The sequence below is a fragment of the Aestuariicoccus sp. MJ-SS9 genome (assembly GCF_032586235.1).
Lineage (GTDB): Bacteria > Pseudomonadota > Alphaproteobacteria > Rhodobacterales > Rhodobacteraceae > Aestuariicoccus.
Genome location: NZ_JAWHTD010000003.1, coordinates 48816 through 66665, shown reverse-complemented (window position 1 = coordinate 66665; position 17850 = coordinate 48816). Strand labels below are relative to the sequence as shown.

The window sequence follows — 17850 nt, the reverse complement described above, 5'->3', positions numbered from 1 at the left end:
CGATTTTCCTTCAAGCGTGTCGCGCGGAGAAGCTTGCCAAAAGCAGCCTTGGCACCCAGATATCCCCCACGCAATTTCCATTGCGGAGTGCGGTGGTGCAGGAAGTGAAGCGCCAGCACCATCGCACGCTCATCGCCCACAAACGTGTGACGACGCGGTTATCAGGGGGCGTTACGTCCGTTCAGCGGAACAAAAACGCGGTCTGGCGCCTTGAATTCCGGCTGAAATGATTAATTTTTGGACGCAAAGCGGCGTTCAGCCCTAAATCTAGGCGTTTATTTGTGCCCGCGTTTGGTCAATGCCGCCCCGTCCAGGATGTATTTTTGTGCAACCCGGGTGTGCCGCTCACCGATTCAGCGCGGCTGTTCGATGCGGTCTGCGTCGGTGGCGCAGTCAGAATCAGGGCGCTGCAGGCAGTCATCTGCCGCTTTGCCCGTTGCCGCGCCCACTCGGCCTCCCGTGTGTCCTGACCGAAGGTCGCGCGCTGCAAGAGAGCCGCATGGGCATATTTCGCCTCGATCCGCCGGGCGAGGGCCCGGGATGCGCTGTCGCGGGTCTGGACGGCGGCCAGCAGCTCGACCATGCGGTCGCGCTGCGCTTGGGTGGCGTCGCTTGCGGGGTCCATCACCAGCCATTGGTGTTCCAGCGTGGCCGAAAGACGGCCCGCGCATGTGGCGATTTCGCGCAGCAGCTTGTCCTCTGCCGCCGCCGGTCCGGCCAGGGCCGCGGCGATCAGGCTGGCATATGAAAAAGTTTTCAAACTGCCCATAAATAGAGCATGACGCAAAAGTATTGCTCAGGCAATCCGCCGCCGTACGCGCTCCGCAACCTGTGATTCTTTTGCATCCAAGGGCTTAGGACTGGCTCGGCGATCACGCTCGGCGATCACGCGTCGGGCAAAGCGCGCCGCTGCATCAGCCGCGCCATGTCGATCATGCGCGCCGAAAAGCCCCATTCGTTGTCGTACCAGCCGAAGATGCGGACCTGGTCGCCCACGGCCATCGCCTCGGGCAGGGCCAGGATCAGGCTTTCGGGCCGCCCGCGCATATCGGTCGACACGCAGGGATCGCCGGTCGCGCCGATCACGGCGGACCGCGCCGCGATATCCGTCAGAGCTGCGGCCAGGTCCCGGGGGGCATCGCGCAGGGTCGCCGTCAGGTCGATGGCCGAAACCGAGATCGACGGCACCCTGACGGCCGCACCGGTGACGCGCCCGCGGATCTCCGGCAAAACCCGGTCGATCAGCCGCGTGGCGCTGGTGGTCGTCGGCACCATCGACACGCCCCCGGCGCGCGACCGGGCCAGCGTGTCGCCACGCGGCGCGTCCACCATGGGCTGGCTGCCGGTATAACAATGCACCGTGGTCATATGGCCCTGCACGATCCCGAACCGCGCGTCGAGCGCGCGCAGCAACGGCGCCAGCGCGTTGGTGGTGCAAGAGGCATTCGACACGATGCGCGCCTCGCCCAAGGCCTCTTCGTTGGCCCCCAGAACGCAGGTCACATCGGCGCCTTCGGTCGGGCCAGAGACCAGCATCTGCCCCGCGCCGGTCGTTTGATACCTTTCGGCATCGGCCCGCGATTTCACCTTGCCAGTGCATTCAAGCAAAAGTTCCACGCCCTCCAGCCGCAGCTTGGCCAGGTCCGGTTCATGCGTGACGGGGACCCATCGCGCGCCGATCCGCAAACCGCCGTCCTCGACCGCCACGTCCACAGGCAGAGGGCCGTAGACGCTGTCGTATTTCAACAGATAGGCAAGCGTGTCGATGGCGGCGATGTCGTTGATCGCCGCCACCTCGATATCGTCATGCGCCGGGTCGGTCAGAAGCTGGCGGACAATCGTCCGGCCGATCCGGCCGAACCCGTTGATGGCGATGCGCATGGGGTGTTTCACGGCTCCCGTCAGAACGGGATGGATTGCGCCACCCCTTTGTCACGCGCCAGTTCAACCACTTTCGCGGCGACCGCAAGGTCCTGCAGGCCGACGCCGGTGCCGTCAAAAAGAGTGATCTCTTCGTCCGAGCCGCGTCCGGGATGCGCCCCGTTGATCACCGCGCCGATCTCGATGATGTCGGTCTCGGCGATCAACCCCTCGGCGATGGCGTGCTGCGCCTCGCCGATGGTGACGCTCTGCGCCACCTCGTCGGTAAAGACCGTGGCGCGCTTAAGCAGGCTCGCCTCGACCTCCTGCTTGCCCTTGGTGTCGGTGCCCATGCAGGCGATATGCGTGCCGGGTTTCACATGCGCATCCAGCAGCGAGGGTGCAAAGCTCGACGTGATCGAGATGATGACATCGGATTGCGCGCCCATCTCCTCGAGGCTCACGGCCTCGAAGGGCAGGCCCAGCTCCTTGGCGGTGTCCTCCAGCCGCGAGAGCATCTCGGGATGATAGTTCCAGCCCACCACCTTCTCGAAATCGCGTTGGGCCACCGCCGCGCGCATCTGGAAGGCGGATTGGTGACCGGCGCCGATCATGCCCAGCACCTTGGCGTCCTTGCGTGCCAGATGCTTGATCGACACGGCACTGGCCGCCGCGGTCCGAAGTGCCGTCAGCAGGTTGCCGCCCACCAGCGCCTTTACGCGCCCGGTGTCGGCGTCAAAAAGGATCACGGTGGATTGGTGGTTGGTCAGCCCCTTGGCCTCGTTCCCGGGCCAATAGCCGCCCGACTTCAGCCCCAGCGCCAGCGACTCGCGGTCAAAGCCCGACTTGAACCCGTAGAGCGCATCCGCATGGCCGATTGCCTCGCGAATGACGGGAAAATTGTAGGCGGTGCGCTTGGCCATCGCGGCAAAGGTCGCCTCGACCGCGTCAAAGGCATCGGCCGCGCCCATAAGCCCCGCGATCTCTTTCTCCGGCACCACCGTGACGAAATTTTCCATAGCGCCTTGTCCGTCCGCCATGACGTCTCCTTCCCGGGCCCGTGGCCCCTGCTTCTTCTTGGTCGAAATACTCTGGGGGTGCGGGGGCAAAGCCCCCGCGGGTCGGACCGGCGTCAGCCGGTCCGAAACCCGGATCAATAGGCCTTGCCGCGCGCCGACACCGGCCAGAGCGTCTCGACCTTGCCGCCGCGCACACCGACATACCAGTCGTGAACGTTACAGGTCGGGTCGCAATGCCCCGGCACCAGCTTGAGCTTGTCATTGACCTTCAACGCACCCTTGGGGTCCGCGACCACGCCATGCTCGTCCGAGCATTTGACGTATTCAACGTCGTCCCGGCCGAAGATGAACGGCAGGCCGCTGTCCACCGACTGCGCCTTCAGCCCGGCGTCCACGATGGCCTTGTCGGCCTTGGCGTGGCTCATCACCGAGGTCAGGAGGAACAGCGCGTTCTCCCATTCGCCCTGGTCGATGCGCTTGCCGTCCTTGTCGAGGATACGGCCGTAATCGGCGTCCATGAAGGCGTAAGAGCCGCACTGAAGCTCGTTGTACACGCCCGAGTTCGATTCAAAGTAATACGACCCCGTGCCGCCGCCACCGACGATGTCGCACTCGATGCCCTCGGCCTTGAGCCCGTCCACCGCGTCGCGCACCATGCCGATGGCGATATCGACCTTGGCCTTGCGATCCTCGTAGCTGTCCATGTGCTGCATCGCGCCCTGATAGGCCTGGATGCCGGCGAACTTGAGCCCCGGGGCCGCGTCGATGGCCTTGGCGATCTCGATCACCGCTGGCGTGGTTGTCACGCCGCAGCGCCCCGCGCCGCAGTCGATCTCAACAAGGCACTCGATCTCGGTGCCGTGCTTTTGCGCCGCCGCCGAAAGATCGGCGACATTGGCCACATCGTCCACGCAGCAGATCGTGCGCGCGCCCAGCTTGGGCATGCGGGCCAGCCGGTCGATCTTGGCGGGCTCGCGCACCTGGTTGGAGACCAGCACGTCCTTGATGCCGCCGCGGGCAAAAACTTCGGCCTCGCTGACCTTCTGGCAGCAGACGCCGCAGGCCCCGCCCAGCTCGATCTGCAGCTTGGCCACGTCGACCGATTTGTGCATCTTGCCGTGGACGCGGTGCCGCATCCCATGTGCCTTGGCGTAATCGCCCATCTTCTTGACGTTGCGCTCCAGCGCATCGAGGTCCAGCACGAGGCAGGGCGTCTGGATCTCGGCCTCGTCCATCCCGGGCAGGGCAGGGACGTCATAGCCGACTTCCAGGTCGTCGTAATTGGTCATGTCTTTCATCGTTTCGCTCCCAAGTCTTGCTTGCGGTGCGCGGAAACCGCGCACCCTACGGATGTTGGCGTGTCGTGTAGGGTGCGCGGTTCCCGCGCACCGTTCGTCCGGGCGTCACACCCAGGGCAGATTGTCCAGATCGACATTGCCGCCGGTGATGATCACGCCGACACGCTTGCCGCGGAACACCTCCGGGTTCTTGAGGATCGCCGCCAGCGGCGGCGCGCAGCTGGCCTCCATAACGATCTTCATACGCTTCCAGGTCAGCTTCATCGCATCGACGATCTCGTCTTCCGACGTGGTCAGAATATCGGTTACGTAATTCGACACAAAATGCCAGGTGTTCTCTTTCAGCGGCACTTTCAACCCGTCGGCGATGGTGACCGGCGCGTCGTCGGCGATGATATGCCCGGCCTTGAAGCTGCGGTAGGCGTCGTCGGCCTGTTCCGGCTCGGCGGCATAGATCTTCACCTCCGGGGCCAGCGTCGACAGCGTAAGGCAGGTGCCCGACACCATCCCGCCACCGCCGATCGGCGCGATCACCGCATCCAGCCCGTCGGTCTGCTCCATCAGCTCCTTCGAGCACGTCCCCTGGCCCGCGATGACACGCGGATCGTTGTAGGGATGCACGAATTCCGCGCCCGTCCGCTCCTGCACCTCGGCAAACACCGCCTCGCGGCTCGAGGTCGAGGGCTCGCATTCGGTGATGATCCCGCCATAGCCGCGCACCGCGTCCTTCTTGGCCTGCGGCGCCGTGCGCGGCATGACCACGTTGCACGGGATGCCCCGGCGCCCCGCCGCATAGCTCAGCGACAGCGCGTGGTTGCCCGAGGAATGGGTCGCCACGCCCTTCTTCGCCATCTCGTCCGAGAGGCCGAACACCGCGTTCGACGCGCCGCGCACCTTGAAGGCCCCGGCCTTCTGGAAGTTCTCGCATTTGAAGAACAGCTCGGCCCCGGTCAGCTCGTTCAGGAAGGACGACGTCAGAACCGGCGTCCGGTGAATATAGGGCTTGATCCGCTCGTGGGCGGCCAGCATGTCCTCATAGGTGGGGATCTGGGTTGTCACGTCCTTCATTGTGCTGCCATCCGTGCGTTTGCGTTGCCTTGACGATAGACTTCCTGCGCGGCCGCGACGCCGCTGCCCAGCGTGATCGGCAGGCCGAGATCGGCCATGACCATTTCCGCCGTGGCAATGCCCGACAGCGCCATCGCATCCGTCAGCATGCCCAGGTGGCCGATGCGGAACACCTTGCCCGCCACGTCGCCCAGCCCGGTGCCGAAGGCCATGCCATAGGCTGTCGCTGCGTGGCTGACGACGTCCGACGCGTTGAAGCCTTCGGGCGTGCGGATCGCCGTGACCGTGTTGGAATAGAGGTCCGGCGACACCGCGCAGGGGGTCATGCCCCAGGCGAAAGTGGCCGCGCGAACACCGTCGGCGATGCGGGCATGGCGGGCAAAGACGTTCTCCAACCCCTCGTCCAGCAGCATTTCGGTGGCCAGCTTCAGCCCGTTCATCAACCCGACCGACGGCGTGTAGGGATAGGCATTCGCGGCATAGCCGTTGCGCATGTCGTCGATGCTCCAGAAGGTGCGGGGCAGGGTGTTGGCCTTGGACGCCGCAACCGCCTTTTCGCTGAAGCCCACGATGGCCAGGCCGGCAGGCAGCATAAAGCCCTTCTGCGAACCGGTCACGGCCACATCGACCCCCCAATCGTCGAACCGGAAGTCCATCGATCCGATCGAGCTCACCCCGTCGACCAGCAAGAGCGCGCCATGCCCCGCCGCATCCATCGCCCGGCGCAGCCCGGCGATGTCCGACACGACGCCGGTCGCGGTTTCGTTATGGGTGGCCAGAACCGCCTTGATCTTGCCGGCGGTGTCGGCGCGCAGGATCTCTTCGAACCGCGCGACCGGCAGACCCTCGCCCCAGGGCACGTCCACCTGCGTGACGTCCAGCCCAAAGCGCTGGCACATGTCGATCCACTTGTGGCTGAACATCCCGTTGCGCGCCGCCAGCACGCCGTCGCCCGGGTTCAGCGTGTTGCTGATGGCCGTCTCCCAGCCGCCGGTGCCCGACGCGGGAAAGATAAAGGTCTCGCCCCGTGTCTGACGCAGAACCTGCCGCACGCCGTCCAGCGCGGGATGCAGGATCGTGGCGAACAGCGGCGACCGGTGGTCGATCGTCGGCATGTCGCAGGCCTTGCGGATCGCCTCGGGGATATTGGTCGGCCCGGGGATGAAAACGGGGTTCTGGATGCTCATCGGCGTGTCTCCTCACTCTGCGAGCGGTTCTACAGAGCGCTTGACGCCCGGGCAATTTTTTTGAAATGTTTTTCCAGAAATAGGCTACTGATAAAAATTCAATATCATCAGATACTTGAGTTTTTCACGATGCGGAAAAATTTTTCGAAAAGGAAGCGGCATGGCTGAACAACCACAAGAATCGCCCCCCGGGCGCCGGGCGCGGGGCCGTCCGCGCGCCTGGGGCGACACCTCCGATCAGAACACGATCAAGTCGCTCGACCGCGCCATGCAGGTGCTCGAGCGGCTGAGCGAGCTGGGCGGCGCGACGCTCAGCGATCTGGCTGCGGACCTCGGCCAGCCCCCGGCCAGCGTCTACCGCGTGCTCTACACGCTCGAGGCGCGCGGTATCGTCGATTTCGACGCCACCGCACAGACCTGGGACATCGGCGCGGGCGCGTTCCGGATCGGCTCGCAATTCCTCCGCCGCACCTCGCTGGTCGAGCGCGCGCGCCCGGTTCTGCGCCATCTGATGGGCCAGACCGGCGAAACCGCCAACCTCGGCGTCGCGCGCGACGGCAAGGTGCTCTTCATCAGCCAGGTCGAAACCCACGCCTCGATCCGGGCCTTCTTTCCGCCGGGCACGATGTCGCCCATGCACGCGTCGGGCATCGGCAAGGCGCTGCTGGCGCAGATGACCGAACCCGAGGTCGCCGCCGTCGCCGGCCGCCACGGGCTCGAGCGGTTCACCGAGCACACGCTGACAGACCGCGACCGGCTGTTCGCCGATCTGGCCGCCGCCCGGGCGCGCGGCTACGCCATCGACTACGAGGAAAAGAACCTCGGCATGCGATGCATCGCGGCCTCGGTCTTCGACATGCACGGCGAGGCGGTGGCAGGCCTCTCGATCTCGGGCCCCGCGGCCCGCATCCCCGATGCGGCGATCCCGGCGTTCGGCGCAAAGGTCGCCGCCGCCGCAGAAAGCCTGACCATCGCCATAGGCGGCACACCCCCTGCTTTCACCGATCCGGAAATATCCCGGGGAGTTTGAGGGGCAGCGCCCCTCAAGGCCCGCGTGGCCTGAACGCAATCAAGACTGTGCGCGTCAGCGCGCCTTTGGATCAGACTCGGATCAGGCCACCTTCTCCAGCCGGACCTCAGGCGTGACGCCAAGCGCGAAGCAGACGTCGCGCGTCAGTTCGGGTCGGTTGAGCGTGTAGAAATGCAGGCTGTCGACCCCGCCGTCGATCAGGTCCGAACAGAGCTCGGTACAGATCGCCGTGGCCAGCAGATCCTCGCGCCCGTCGCGCTCGGCCTTCTCGAAGGCGTCCGCGACCCAGGCGGGGATCGTGGCCCCGCAGCCCTGCGCAAAACGCCGCGCGCCTTTCCAGTTCTCGATCGGCAGGATCCCCGGCACGATCGGCTTGTCGATCCCGGCCTTTTCGCAGGCGTCGCGGAACCGGAAAAAAGTCTCGGCCTCGAAAAAGAACTGGGTCAGCGCCTCGGACGCGCCCGCATCGAACTTGCGCTTGAGGTATTCCACATCCGCCGCCATGTCGCGCGCCTCGGGATGGACATCCGGGTAGGCGCCCACGCGGATGTTGAAATCGCCCGCGTCGCTCAGCGCCTCGATCAGATCGACGCTGCTGGCAAAACCGTCGGGATGCGGGGTGAAGCCGTCGGCCCCTTTCGGCGGATCGCCCCGCAGCGCCACGATGTCCCGCACGCCGGCGGCTGCGAAATCCTGCGCGATCTTCAGCGTTTCCTCGCGCGTCGCCTCGACACATGTCAGATGCGCCGCGGTGCGCAGGCCCGAATGCTTGTTCAGCGTCGCGACCACCTCTCGCGTCAGATCCCGCGTCGTCCCACCGGCGCCATAGGTCACCGACACAAAGCGCGGCGCCAGCGGCGCCAGAACCTGAACCGTGTCCCAAAGCCGAAACGTCGCTTCGATGTTCTTAGGCGGGAAAAACTCAAACGAGATGTCGGGGCGTGCCATGAAGCGCAATCCTGTGATGTGGTTTGCCTGCTTGTCTCACGAAGTCCAATGTGAGACAAACTCATAATTCTCATCAACAACATGAGCCCGACCGTAGTATGCACATCGAATTCCGTCATCTCCGCACGATCAAGGCGATCCACGATGCGGGCGGAGTGGCCCGCGCGGCCGAGCAGCTCAACATCACCCAATCCGCGCTCAGCCACCAGATCAAGGGGCTAGAGGATCAGGCTGGCGTGGAATTGTTCGTGCGCCGGTCAAAGCCGATGCGGCTGTCTGCTGCGGGAATGCGCCTGCTACGCCTGGCCGAACAGGTGCTGCCGCAGGTCGAGGCCTTGCAGGCCGAATTCGAAGGTCTGCGCGAGGGCTCGAGCGGACGGATGCATATCGCCATCGAATGCCACGCCTGTTTCGAATGGCTGTTTCCGGTGCTCGAGGCCTTCCGCAAAAGCTGGCCCGATGTGGATGTGGACATTCGCCCGGGCCTCGCCTTCGACGCGCTGCCCGCGCTGGTCAAGGAAGAGGTCGACCTCGTGGTCTCCTCCGACCCCGAGGATATCCCCGGCGTCACCTTCACCCATCTTTTCGATTATGCGCCGGTCTTTGTGGCCTCTGCCAGCCATCCGCTGGCGGCGAAACCCTATGTCGAGGCGGCCGATTTCCGGGGCGAGACGCTGATCACCTATCCGGTGGAACGCTCGCGGCTGGATGTCTTCAGCCAGCTTCTGACCCCGGCCAAGGTCGAACCTGCCGCGATTCGTCAGGTCGAGCTGACGGCGGTGATCCTGCTTCTGGTGGCCTCGAACCGCGGCGTGTCAGTCTTGCCCGACTGGGTCGTGCGCGAGGTCAAGTACAGTTCCGACTATGTCACCCGGCCTTTGACGGCAAAGGGGCTTACGCGCCGCCTTTATGCGGCGACGCGGACGGAGGATCTGGAAAAGCCCTTTGTGACGGAGCTGATCCGCCTTGCCGGGCAGGAGGCGCGCAAGCTGCAATCGGCCTGAGCGCCCCGTTTTCTAAAGTGCCTTGAGATCGGACGCCATCATTCGGCCGTCACGCCCCTCTTGCAACTCGAAGCTGACTTTCTGATTGTCGGCCAGTCCGGTCATGCCCGAGCGTTCCACGGCCGAGATATGAACGAACACATCCTTGCCGCCGTCTTCCGGCGCGATGAAGCCATAGCCTTTGGTGGTGTTGAACCATTTCACGGTGCCTGTCGGCATAGTCCCCGTGCTCCTTTTCGTGTCTTGCGTCCTGACACCGCCAGGGCGGCGCCCCGTCACTTTCGGCGTTCAGGGCGGGCTGGCGGTCGAAAAGGGCCGGGCCGGATCTGAAATGTCGAAGGTCACGCAAGTCAGGATTGCACGACCGGCGCAAAAAGCAAGCGGCACCTCTCGCAATCGGCGAATTTGGCGATTATTTGAGCACGAAGCGAAAGGAGTGCCCATGATCCTCTATGGTTTGAAGAGCTGCGACACCTGCAAGAAGGCCCGCCGTGCGCTTCCGCAGGCGCAATTTGTCGACGTGCGCGACGACGGTGTCCCGCCCGAAATCATGAGCGCCGCCTCTGCGCGGTTCGGGCCGATGCTGCTCAACACCCGCTCGACCACGTGGCGCGGGCTGTCGGATGACGAAAAGACCCGCGCGCCGATGGAATTGCTGGCGGCCTATCCCACGCTGATGAAGCGCCCGCTGATCCGGGACAGCGACCGGATTTATCTGGGCTGGGATGCGAAAACGCAGGCCGCGCTGGGGGTGAGCGATGCGTAACGCGGCGCTGACCCTTGGCATCATCGCCGGCGTGATCGGGATGATCGTCGGCTTCTTCGGCTACGGTTACACCGAGCTTGCCCGCAACGTCACAGAGGTCGAAGAGCTTTTCGGCATGTTCGACGACCCCCAGGCGGTACGCGTCGCCTCGATCCTGTCGCCGGTGCTGGCGATTGCGGGCGGGGCCATGGCAAAGGCGCGAGCGCTGTGGGGGGGCATCCTGCTGATCCTGTCCGCCGGGGGCATGTATTTCGCCTTCGGCTTCAACGTCTTCACGATGTTCCCCATCGTCTTTGCCGGGCTGGGCGGGATCGTGGCGCTGGCCGCCGGAAAGCCGGACGAGCCCAAGGCGCATTTCTGAGGCCTCAGACCGGGGCGGTCTGGCCCAGAACCTGCCGCCCCAGAATGCGGTCGAGCGACAGTGCGCCCGCGCCCTTGATCACAAGGATGGCCAGCACCAGCACCCAGAATGCGCGCTGATCGAGGATCGCGCTGTCGGGCACCTTGTCGAACCACGCGCCCAGCGTTTCGGGGTGCTGAATGCCACCGTGGCCGTAAAGGTCGGTCAGGCTCTGCACGATGACAAAACCGATCATGCCGAGCGACGCCAACCGTGTCAGCAGCCCGAGCACGATCAGCAGCGGCAGGATGAATTCGGCCCAGGTGCCCGCCGTGACGACGGCCCAGTGAAAGACGCCCAGCTGGGAGGTGTCGTAAAGCACCGCCTCCATCTGGCGCGGGAAGATCTGCGCATAGGCCCCGGTGGAGAGGGCAAGAAACCCGAAAAATCCATCGCCGAGCTTGGTCATCCCAGAGGCCCAGAAATAGCCCAGCAGCGTTCCGGCGAAGACCAGCCGGGCCAGCAGCGGGATCAGCCCGTCAAGCTTGGCCACTTGGTCGAAAATTCCGTTATGCAGGTCGATCAGGCGGTCCATCAGGTGTCTCCCGGGATGATGTCTGTCACGGCGCCATTGGCGAGGATCAGGTTGAGCGTCTGGGCGAGGTCAAAGCCCTCGCCTGCCGCTGTCAGCGCCGCACCGAAGGTCTCGCCCCGTTGCAGCGCTTCGATGAAATCCGCCCCGCCCTGGGGCAGGACATGCGGCGCGGGGTCGAACTCGGGCCGCAGGATCAGCGCGTCCTCGGCCACCGCCTGGGGTTTCGGCGCGCCGGGCTGCAGCGTGAAGGCGTAGACCGACACGACCGGCCAGGGCGAGCGCAGCACCTCGACCCAAGGCGCCAGCGTCAGGCGCGCTGCCATAAGCTGCGGCTCGGTCAGGTCGGCAAGGATGGCGGCATCCGCGGGTGCGGCGTCGGCGGCGTGATAGGATCGGCGCAGCGCCATCTCCAGCCGTGCCACGTCGGCCAGATAGCCGATATGCGCCAGCGGCTGGAAATCGGCGATGAAATCGCCGAAGCCTTCGCCATAGTGCATCATCAGCGGCGACACCGGCGGCGCGTTGCGCAGGTAGAGCCCGGCCAGATTGGCGAAATTCTCGGGTCCGATCAGCTTTTCGACGGCGGGAAAGCCGGTGGCCAGCGCCTCGCGCAGCGACACGGCGACGTTGTTGCGATAGACCGCATAGCGCCGCCCGGCGGGGCGGCCCGCGCCATCGGTCAGCCCCTCGGGCACCGGCCGGGCCGCGTCCAGCAGCGCGGCGCGAAAGGCGGTCTGGTCGGTCATGCGGTCACCCGGTTCAGCGCGGTCTCGGCGCGCCTTGCCTCGGCGGCGAGCGTGGGCCAGTCGGGCACGTCGGTGTCCCACTCGATCAGCAGCGGGCGCGGCCCGGTCTGTTCGAGCGTGTAATCGAGCAGCGCCCAGACTGGATCGGCCACCTCGCGCCCGTGGCTGTCGATCAGCAGTGGGCTGCCGTGGTCGTCGTGATCCTCGTCATGGCCGCCGAGATGAATTTCCCCCACAAGATCGGCGGGATAGGCGTCGATATAGCCTTGCGGCGAATAGCCCAGATTGGTGGCCGACACGAAGACGTTGTTGACGTCCAGCAGCAGACCGCAGCCGGTGCGCCGCGCCAGTTCCCTTAGAAAGTCGGTCTCGGACCAGGTCGATTCGGCAAAGGCCAGATAGCTCGAGGGGTTCTCCAGCAGCATCCGGCGGCCCAGCACCTCTTGCACCTCGTCGATATGATCGGCGACGCGTTGCAGAGTGGCGTCGGTGTAGGGCAGGGGCAGCAGGTCGTTCAGGAAATGGCTGTCATGGGTGGACCAGGCCAGATGTTCGGAAAAGCTCGCCGGGTTGAGCCAGCCGCAGAGATGCTTCAGCCGGGCCAGATGCTCGCGGTCAAGCCGGCCCTCGCCGCCGATCGACAGGCCGACGCCGTGAACGGAAATGGCAAAGCGTTCCGACAGTGCGCGCAGCTGCGCCAGCGGGCGGCCGCCGTCGCCCATGTAGTTCTCGGCGTGGATCTCCAGCCATTGCACCGGGGCGGCATCGTCGAGGATGTCGCTGAAATGCTGCGGTTTGTAACCGACGCCGGGGGCGGGGGGCAGGGCATTGGTTTGGTCGAACATCGCGGGCCTTCATGTGTTTGGAAAGGCGGGCCGGGGCCCACCTTTCCGGTTTTTCGGGTCTGGCGCGGCCTCAGCCTTGCGGCAGGTCGCGCTCGAGCGCTTCGAGGCTGCCCATCCGGGGCGATCCGTCGGCCATCGCCGGCAGCTCGATCTCGGTGCAGGTGCCGGAATCGACCAGCGTCCAGGCGTTGCCCTGGTAATCGACGGTCGACGTGCCGGCGCAGGTGGTGCCGGGGCCAGCGGCGCAATCGTTCTTGCCGGCCATGCTGACACCATAGCACTTTTCCTTGGCTTGCGCCGTGGCGGTGGAGGTGTGGGCGACGAGCGACGCGGCGACGGCGCCGACGATGGCAACGGTTTTCATGGTGGACATCGGGGTTTCCTCTTCAGACGTTGGGTTTTTCGTTGCGACAGGGCCGTTCAACCCTGCGGTGATCAAAGCTTGCACCGCGAAGCGGCTTCGGGCCAGTCACGGGCGCGTGTGTCACGCGTGCGTCAGCGTTCGTGCGATCCGTGTCAGCAGTGCAAACGCCTGAATCGATTTGAAATCAGGAGGTTGCGAAACATCCTGTGGTTCTGCGTTGCGGCAAACACAGCCTTCCAGCGGTGGAATGTTACACTTTCCGCGGTGCAGAGGACAGAATCCTGCAGCCTCGGGAGCGGTTGTAACATTCCGTTGCCCATGAAAAACGGCGCGCCGGGTGGGCGCGCCGTTGTCGGTTCTCAGATATGCCCCTGTTTCAGACGAGATCCGGCGGGGTCGCTTCCTGGCCCAACGACGCAACCACGTCGTCGAGCGACAGCACGCTGGTCTGCTTTTCGCCAAGCCGCCGCAGCGTGACCGTGCGTTCCTCGACCTCGCGGTGCCCGAGCGCCAGGATCACCGGCACCTTGCCAACCGAATGTTCGCGGACCTTGTAGTTGATCTTTTCGTTGCGCAGGTCCGCCTCGGCCCGCACGCCGGCGGCGCGCAGGGCCTCGACCACCTCGCGGGCGTAATCGTCGGCCTCGGATACGATGGTGGCCACCACCACCTGACGCGGCGCGATCCAAAACGGCAGCTTGCCCGAGTGTTCTTCGATCAGGATGCCGATGAAGCGCTCGAAACTGCCCAGCGTGGCGCGGTGCAGCATGACGGGGCGGTGTTTCGCCCCGTCCGCGCCCACATAAGTCGCGTCCAGCCGTTCGGGCAGCACGAAATCCACCTGCAGCGTGCCGCATTGCCAGTCGCGCCCGATCGCGTCGGTCAGCACGAATTCCAGCTTGGGGCCGTAGAACGCCCCTTCGCCCGGGTTCAGCTCGAACTCGCAACCTGCGGCAATCGTCGCGGATTTGAGGGCGGTTTCGGCCTTGTCCCAAACCTCGTCGCTGCCAGAGCGGGTTTCGGGGCGGTCCGAGAACTTGACCTTGAAGCTTTCGAACCCGAGGTCGCGATAGATGCCGCTGAGGAAGTCGATAAAGCGATTTGTTTCATCTTCGATCTGGTCCTCTCTGCAAAAGATGTGTCCATCGTCCTGCGTGAAGCCGCGGACACGCATTATACCGTGCAAAGCGCCGGATGGTTCATATCTGTTGCACGATCCGAATTCGGCCATCCTGAGAGGAAGATCGCGGTAAGACTTTAAACCTTGATTAAAAATTTGCACGTGGCAGGGGCAATTCATCGGTTTGAGCGCGTTGACAGCCTTTTCACGGGCGTGTTCCTCGTCCACCTCGACGATGAACATATGCTCTTGGTACTTCTCCCAGTGGCCCGAGGCCTCCCACAGCTTGCGGTCCACCACCTGGGGCGTGTTCACCTCGACATAGCCGCCGCGGCGCTGCTGGCGGCGCATGTAATCCTGCAGCGTGGTGTAGACGGTCCAGCCGTTGGGATGCCAGAAGACCTGGCCGGGGGCCTCTTCCTGCATGTGGAAAAGGTCCATCTCGCGGCCCAGCTTGCGGTGATCGCGCTTGGCCGCTTCCTCGAGGAAGTTGAGGTATTTCTTCAGATCGTCGCGGTTCTTGAAGGCCACGCCCTGCACGCGTTGCAGCATCGGGCGGTTCACGTCGCCGAACCAATAGGCCCCGGACACGCCCATCAGCTTGAAGGCGTCGGCGGGCAGTTGTCCGGTGTTTTGCAGATGCGGACCCTTGCAGAGGTCCTGCCAGTCGCCGTGCCAGTACATGCGGATCGGCGCATCCTCGGGGATGCGGTCGACCAGCTCGACCTTGTAGGGCTCGCCGTTCTGTTCATAGAAGGCCCGGGCGCGGTCACGCTCCCAGATCTCGGTACGCACCTCGTCGCGGGCGGCGATGATCTTTTTCATCTCCGCCTCGATCTGCCCGAGGTCTTCGGGCGTGAAGGGCTCGGCCCGGTCGAAATCGTAGAACCAGCCGTTATCCGTCACCGGGCCGATGGTGACCTTGGTGTCGGGCCAGATCGCCTGCACGGCGCGGGCCATGACATGGGCAAAGTCGTGCCGGATCAGTTCGAGCGCATGGGCGTCGTCCTGCAGCGTGTGAATGGCAATTTGCGCGTCATGTTCGATCGGCCATTGCAGATCCCAATGCTCGCCGTCGACCGAGGCCGAGATGGCCTTTTTCGACAGGGACTTTGAGATCGACGCGGCGACGTCGGCAGGGGTCACGCCCTTGTCGTAATCGCGCGCATTGCCATCGGGAAAAGTCAGGGAAATCTGGGTCATCTGCCCATGCTCCTCGTCGGTTCGGCGCCCACGGAACGCCCGGTTGCGGGTTATATGTGTGGTTTGCCTTTTGGCGGGACCGGAACCTTGTGTCAAGCTGGGGCGTTCGGAGGCGTTGATGACTGCGGGGTGAGACGGATTTGGCCGATGGAAACGAGCTTTATGGCAAGCTGACCGGCGACAGCGCGGGCGAGGCCTCGGGCCGCGAGGCGCGCAACGGGCTGCGCCACATGGTCAGCCTGTCGATGACCAAGGTGGCCGACGGTCTGATCGACCCCAAGCTGGTGCTGAGCTGGCTGTCGGGCGCGCTGGGCGCGCCGGCCGGTCTGACCGGGCTTCTGGTGCCGATCCGCGAGGCGGGGGCGCTCTTGCCGCAGATGCTGCTGGCGGGCTGGGTGCAGTCGATGGCGTACCGCAAATGGGCCTGGGTGATCGGGTCGCTGGGGCAGGGGATCGCCGCGGCGGCCATCTGCCTGATCGCGCTGACGATGACGGGCTGGGCGGCGGGGCTCGCGCTTTGTGCCGCCTTGGCGGTGCTGGCGGTGTCGCGGGCCTGCGCGTCGGTCAGCTACAAGGACGTGCTGGGCAAGACCGTGGCCAAGACGCGCCGCGGCGCGGTGTCCGGCGTGGCGGGCACGGTTTCGTCGTCGGCGGTGATCGTCTTTGCCGGTCTGCTGATGTCGGGGCTTTTGCAGGACAAGACCCCGCTTGTCGTCGCCGTCGGGCTGGCGGCGTTGCAGTGGCTTGCGGCGGCAGCACTTTTCTCGACCCTGGAGGAGGAGCCTTCGGAGGCGCGGCAGCCGCGCGCGCTGGACCTTTCGCCTTTGCGGAACGACCCGCAGTTCCGGCATTTCATCCTGGTGCGGGGGGCGCTGACGGTGACGGCCCTGGCGCCGCCATACCTGGTGCTGCTGGGGGACGGGCAACCGGCGTTGCAGGCGCTGGGCGCGCTGGTGCTGGCCTCGGCCGCCGCGTCTTTCCTGAGCTCTTATGTCTGGGGGCGGCTGGCGGACAGGTCGTCGCGCCGGGTGCTGGTGCTGTCTGGGTTGGCCGGAGGGGCTGCGATGGCGGCGGCGGTCGTGGCGGACCTTGCGGGCTGGACGCGGCTGCCGCTGGTCACCCCGGCCATCGTGTTCACGCTGATGATCGCCTATCACGGGGTCCGGCAGGGCCGGTCGGTCTATCTGGTGGACATGTCGCCCGGCGACGCGCGCGCCAGCTATGCCGCCATCGCCAACACCGCCATCGGGGCGCTGCTGCTGGTCACGGGCGTCTTGGGCGGGGCGCTGGCCATGGCCGGGCCACTGGCCGCGCTGGGCGGCTTTGCGGTGCTGAGCGTTCTGGGCGGGCTGCTGGCGCTGGGGCTGAACGAGGTCGAGCGCTGAGCGGCCCGTGACCGGCCCGGTTTCGGCTTGGCGCGCGCGGGCGACACGCTATGGTGGCGGCAAGCGAAGGAGCCGGCGATGACAGACATCTCTTATCTCGATGGCCCCGGCGGGCGGCGTCTGGCCTATGCCTATACCGAGGGCGCGGGGCCTTGCGTGGTGTTCCTGTCGGGCTACAAGTCCGACATGGAGGGCACCAAGGCCGTCCATCTGGAGGCCTGGGCCCGCGCGGAGGGACGCGCCTATCTCAGGCTCGACTATTCCGGCCACGGCCGGTCGGGCGGGGTGTTCGAGGACGGCTGTATCGGCGAATGGGCGGAGGATGCGCAAGCGGTGATCGAGGCGGCGACCTCGGGGCCGGTGGTGCTGGTGGGCTCGTCCATGGGCGGATGGATCGGCTGCCTGCTGACCCGGCCGCTGCGCCGGGTCGTGGGCTTTGTCGGCATCGCCGCGGCGCCCGATTTCACCGAGGATGCATTCTGGGCCGGGTTCGACGCGGACGAGCGCACGGCGCTGGCGCGTGACGGGCAGGTCGCGCTGCCGTCGGAATACGGCGATCCCTATATCGTCACGCGCAAGCTGATCGAGGACGGCCGTGAGAACCTGGTGCTGCGGACGCCGCTGCGGATGGATTACCCGGTCCGGCTCTTGCAGGGGACCGAGGATGGGTCGGTGCGGCGCGACACCGCGCTTGCGCTGCTGGACCATATCGACAGCCCGGACGTCCGGCTGACGCTGGTCAAGGGTGCGGACCATCGCTTTTCCGAGCCCGAATGCCTGGCGTTGATCGAAAGGGCCATCGCCGAGGTTGCGGGCTGACGCCGGGACGCTGCTGGCGGGGCGGGTCGCGTGCGGCCGATTGCGGGAGCGAGGGGCCAGCCCCTCGCGCTCCCCGGGATATTTGGGGATCAGTGAAAGCAGGGCGGCGGGACTTTGGGTTGGGACTGGCGCGCGGTTAGCGGACACGGGGTCGCCAGTGGGCCGCGTCGGCGCTTGAATTATCGCTTATCGGGCAATTCTGCGGGCGGCGTTGCATACGTTTGCAAACGTGCGCGGATCGGCTATCCTGACG

Annotated in this window: 19 protein-coding genes; 6 read left to right on the top strand and 13 right to left on the bottom strand. The window is 65.4% G+C overall.

What is annotated here, in order from left to right; genetic code table 11:
- Nucleotides 1-295: 295 nt before the first annotated feature.
- The 6 genes from RXV88_RS03340 to bhcA all read right to left on the bottom strand — a co-directional run bounded on the left by RXV88_RS03340 (nucleotide 296) and on the right by bhcA (nucleotide 6432).
- Complete coding sequence (locus RXV88_RS03340) at nucleotides 296-760, bottom strand: hypothetical protein (RefSeq protein WP_316290681.1); 465 nt, start codon at nucleotides 758-760, stop codon at nucleotides 296-298.
- Between the two features lie 125 nt (nucleotides 761-885).
- Nucleotides 886-1881 (bottom strand): type I glyceraldehyde-3-phosphate dehydrogenase, encoded by a 996-nt coding sequence (locus RXV88_RS03335; RefSeq protein ID WP_316290680.1) that lies wholly within the window; start codon nucleotides 1879-1881, stop codon nucleotides 886-888.
- Between the two features lie 20 nt (nucleotides 1882-1901).
- Nucleotides 1902-2900: an iminosuccinate reductase BhcD gene (gene bhcD / locus RXV88_RS03330; protein ID WP_316290679.1), complete on the bottom strand. Its 999-nt coding sequence runs from the start codon at nucleotides 2898-2900 to the stop codon at nucleotides 1902-1904.
- A 113-nt stretch (nucleotides 2901-3013) separates the two neighbouring features.
- The gene (bhcC, locus tag RXV88_RS03325; protein ID WP_316290678.1) at nucleotides 3014-4177 is read right to left on the bottom strand and encodes a 3-hydroxy-D-aspartate aldolase BhcC; all 1164 of its coding nucleotides are present in this window, start codon (nucleotides 4175-4177) and stop codon (nucleotides 3014-3016) included.
- Nucleotides 4178-4282: 105 nt separating this feature from the next.
- Nucleotides 4283-5245, bottom strand: a complete 963-nt coding sequence (bhcB, locus tag RXV88_RS03320; protein ID WP_316290677.1) for a beta-hydroxyaspartate dehydratase BhcB — start codon at nucleotides 5243-5245, stop codon at nucleotides 4283-4285.
- A complete protein-coding gene (gene bhcA / locus RXV88_RS03315; RefSeq protein WP_316290676.1) occupies nucleotides 5242-6432 on the bottom strand; it encodes an L-aspartate--glyoxylate aminotransferase BhcA in 1191 nt (396 codons plus the stop codon). The genes bhcB and bhcA overlap by 4 nt, the downstream gene beginning before the upstream one ends.
- A 160-nt stretch (nucleotides 6433-6592) precedes the next feature.
- Between bhcA and bhcR the strand changes: the two genes are divergently transcribed.
- Complete coding sequence (gene bhcR, locus RXV88_RS03310) at nucleotides 6593-7462, top strand: HTH-type transcriptional regulator BhcR (protein ID WP_316290675.1); 870 nt, start codon at nucleotides 6593-6595, stop codon at nucleotides 7460-7462.
- A gap of 81 nt (nucleotides 7463-7543) precedes the next feature.
- Here bhcR and metF read toward each other — a convergent pair whose 3' ends face one another.
- Entirely contained in the window at nucleotides 7544-8410 is an 867-nt protein-coding gene (gene metF / locus RXV88_RS03305) for a methylenetetrahydrofolate reductase [NAD(P)H] (protein WP_316290674.1), read from the bottom strand.
- A gap of 98 nt (nucleotides 8411-8508) precedes the next feature.
- Here metF and RXV88_RS03300 point away from each other — a divergent pair, with 98 nt between their 5' ends.
- Nucleotides 8509-9414, top strand: coding sequence for a LysR family transcriptional regulator (locus RXV88_RS03300; protein WP_316290673.1), 906 nt, complete (start codon nucleotides 8509-8511; stop codon nucleotides 9412-9414).
- Between the two features lie 12 nt (nucleotides 9415-9426).
- Here RXV88_RS03300 and RXV88_RS03295 read toward each other — a convergent pair whose 3' ends face one another.
- Nucleotides 9427-9633 (bottom strand): cold-shock protein, encoded by a 207-nt coding sequence (locus tag RXV88_RS03295; protein ID WP_316290672.1) that lies wholly within the window; start codon nucleotides 9631-9633, stop codon nucleotides 9427-9429.
- Between the two features lie 223 nt (nucleotides 9634-9856).
- On the opposite strand from RXV88_RS03295, the gene RXV88_RS03290 reads away from it, so the two are divergent.
- Together RXV88_RS03290 and RXV88_RS03285 are read left to right on the top strand one after the other, a co-directional pair.
- Nucleotides 9857-10180, top strand: a complete 324-nt coding sequence (locus RXV88_RS03290) for an ArsC/Spx/MgsR family protein (RefSeq protein WP_316290671.1) — start codon at nucleotides 9857-9859, stop codon at nucleotides 10178-10180.
- Nucleotides 10173-10541: a hypothetical protein gene (locus RXV88_RS03285; protein ID WP_316290670.1), complete on the top strand. Its 369-nt coding sequence runs from the start codon at nucleotides 10173-10175 to the stop codon at nucleotides 10539-10541. The genes RXV88_RS03290 and RXV88_RS03285 overlap by 8 nt, the downstream gene beginning before the upstream one ends.
- A 4-nt stretch (nucleotides 10542-10545) precedes the next feature.
- Here the strand turns inward: RXV88_RS03285 and RXV88_RS03280 are convergent, their stop codons facing one another.
- From RXV88_RS03280 to thrS, 5 genes are all read right to left on the bottom strand, one after another.
- Nucleotides 10546-11115, bottom strand: coding sequence for a DoxX family membrane protein (locus RXV88_RS03280; protein WP_316290669.1), 570 nt, complete (start codon nucleotides 11113-11115; stop codon nucleotides 10546-10548).
- Nucleotides 11115-11861 (bottom strand): DNA-binding domain-containing protein, encoded by a 747-nt coding sequence (locus RXV88_RS03275; protein WP_316290668.1) that lies wholly within the window; start codon nucleotides 11859-11861, stop codon nucleotides 11115-11117. Before RXV88_RS03275 ends, RXV88_RS03280 begins: the two co-directional genes overlap by 1 nt.
- Nucleotides 11858-12706, bottom strand: a complete 849-nt coding sequence (locus RXV88_RS03270; protein WP_316290667.1) for a DUF692 domain-containing protein — start codon at nucleotides 12704-12706, stop codon at nucleotides 11858-11860. Before RXV88_RS03270 ends, RXV88_RS03275 begins: the two co-directional genes overlap by 4 nt.
- 70 nt (nucleotides 12707-12776) lie before the next feature.
- On the bottom strand, nucleotides 12777-13079 hold the full coding sequence (locus RXV88_RS03265; protein WP_316290666.1) for a DUF2282 domain-containing protein: 303 nt from the start codon (nucleotides 13077-13079) through the stop codon (nucleotides 12777-12779).
- 367 nt (nucleotides 13080-13446) lie between these two features.
- Entirely contained in the window at nucleotides 13447-15393 is a 1947-nt protein-coding gene (gene thrS, locus RXV88_RS03260; RefSeq protein ID WP_316290665.1) for a threonine--tRNA ligase, read from the bottom strand.
- Nucleotides 15394-15533: 140 nt separating this feature from the next.
- Here thrS and RXV88_RS03255 point away from each other — a divergent pair, with 140 nt between their 5' ends.
- Nucleotides 15534-16778 carry an MFS transporter gene (locus tag RXV88_RS03255; RefSeq protein ID WP_410468790.1) on the top strand — a complete coding sequence of 415 codons (1245 nt, stop codon included), beginning with the start codon at nucleotides 15534-15536 and terminating at the stop codon, nucleotides 16776-16778.
- A gap of 78 nt (nucleotides 16779-16856) precedes the next feature.
- On the top strand, nucleotides 16857-17597 hold the full coding sequence (locus tag RXV88_RS03250; protein ID WP_316290664.1) for an alpha/beta hydrolase: 741 nt from the start codon (nucleotides 16857-16859) through the stop codon (nucleotides 17595-17597).
- The last annotated feature ends 253 nt before the right edge of the window (nucleotides 17598-17850 follow it).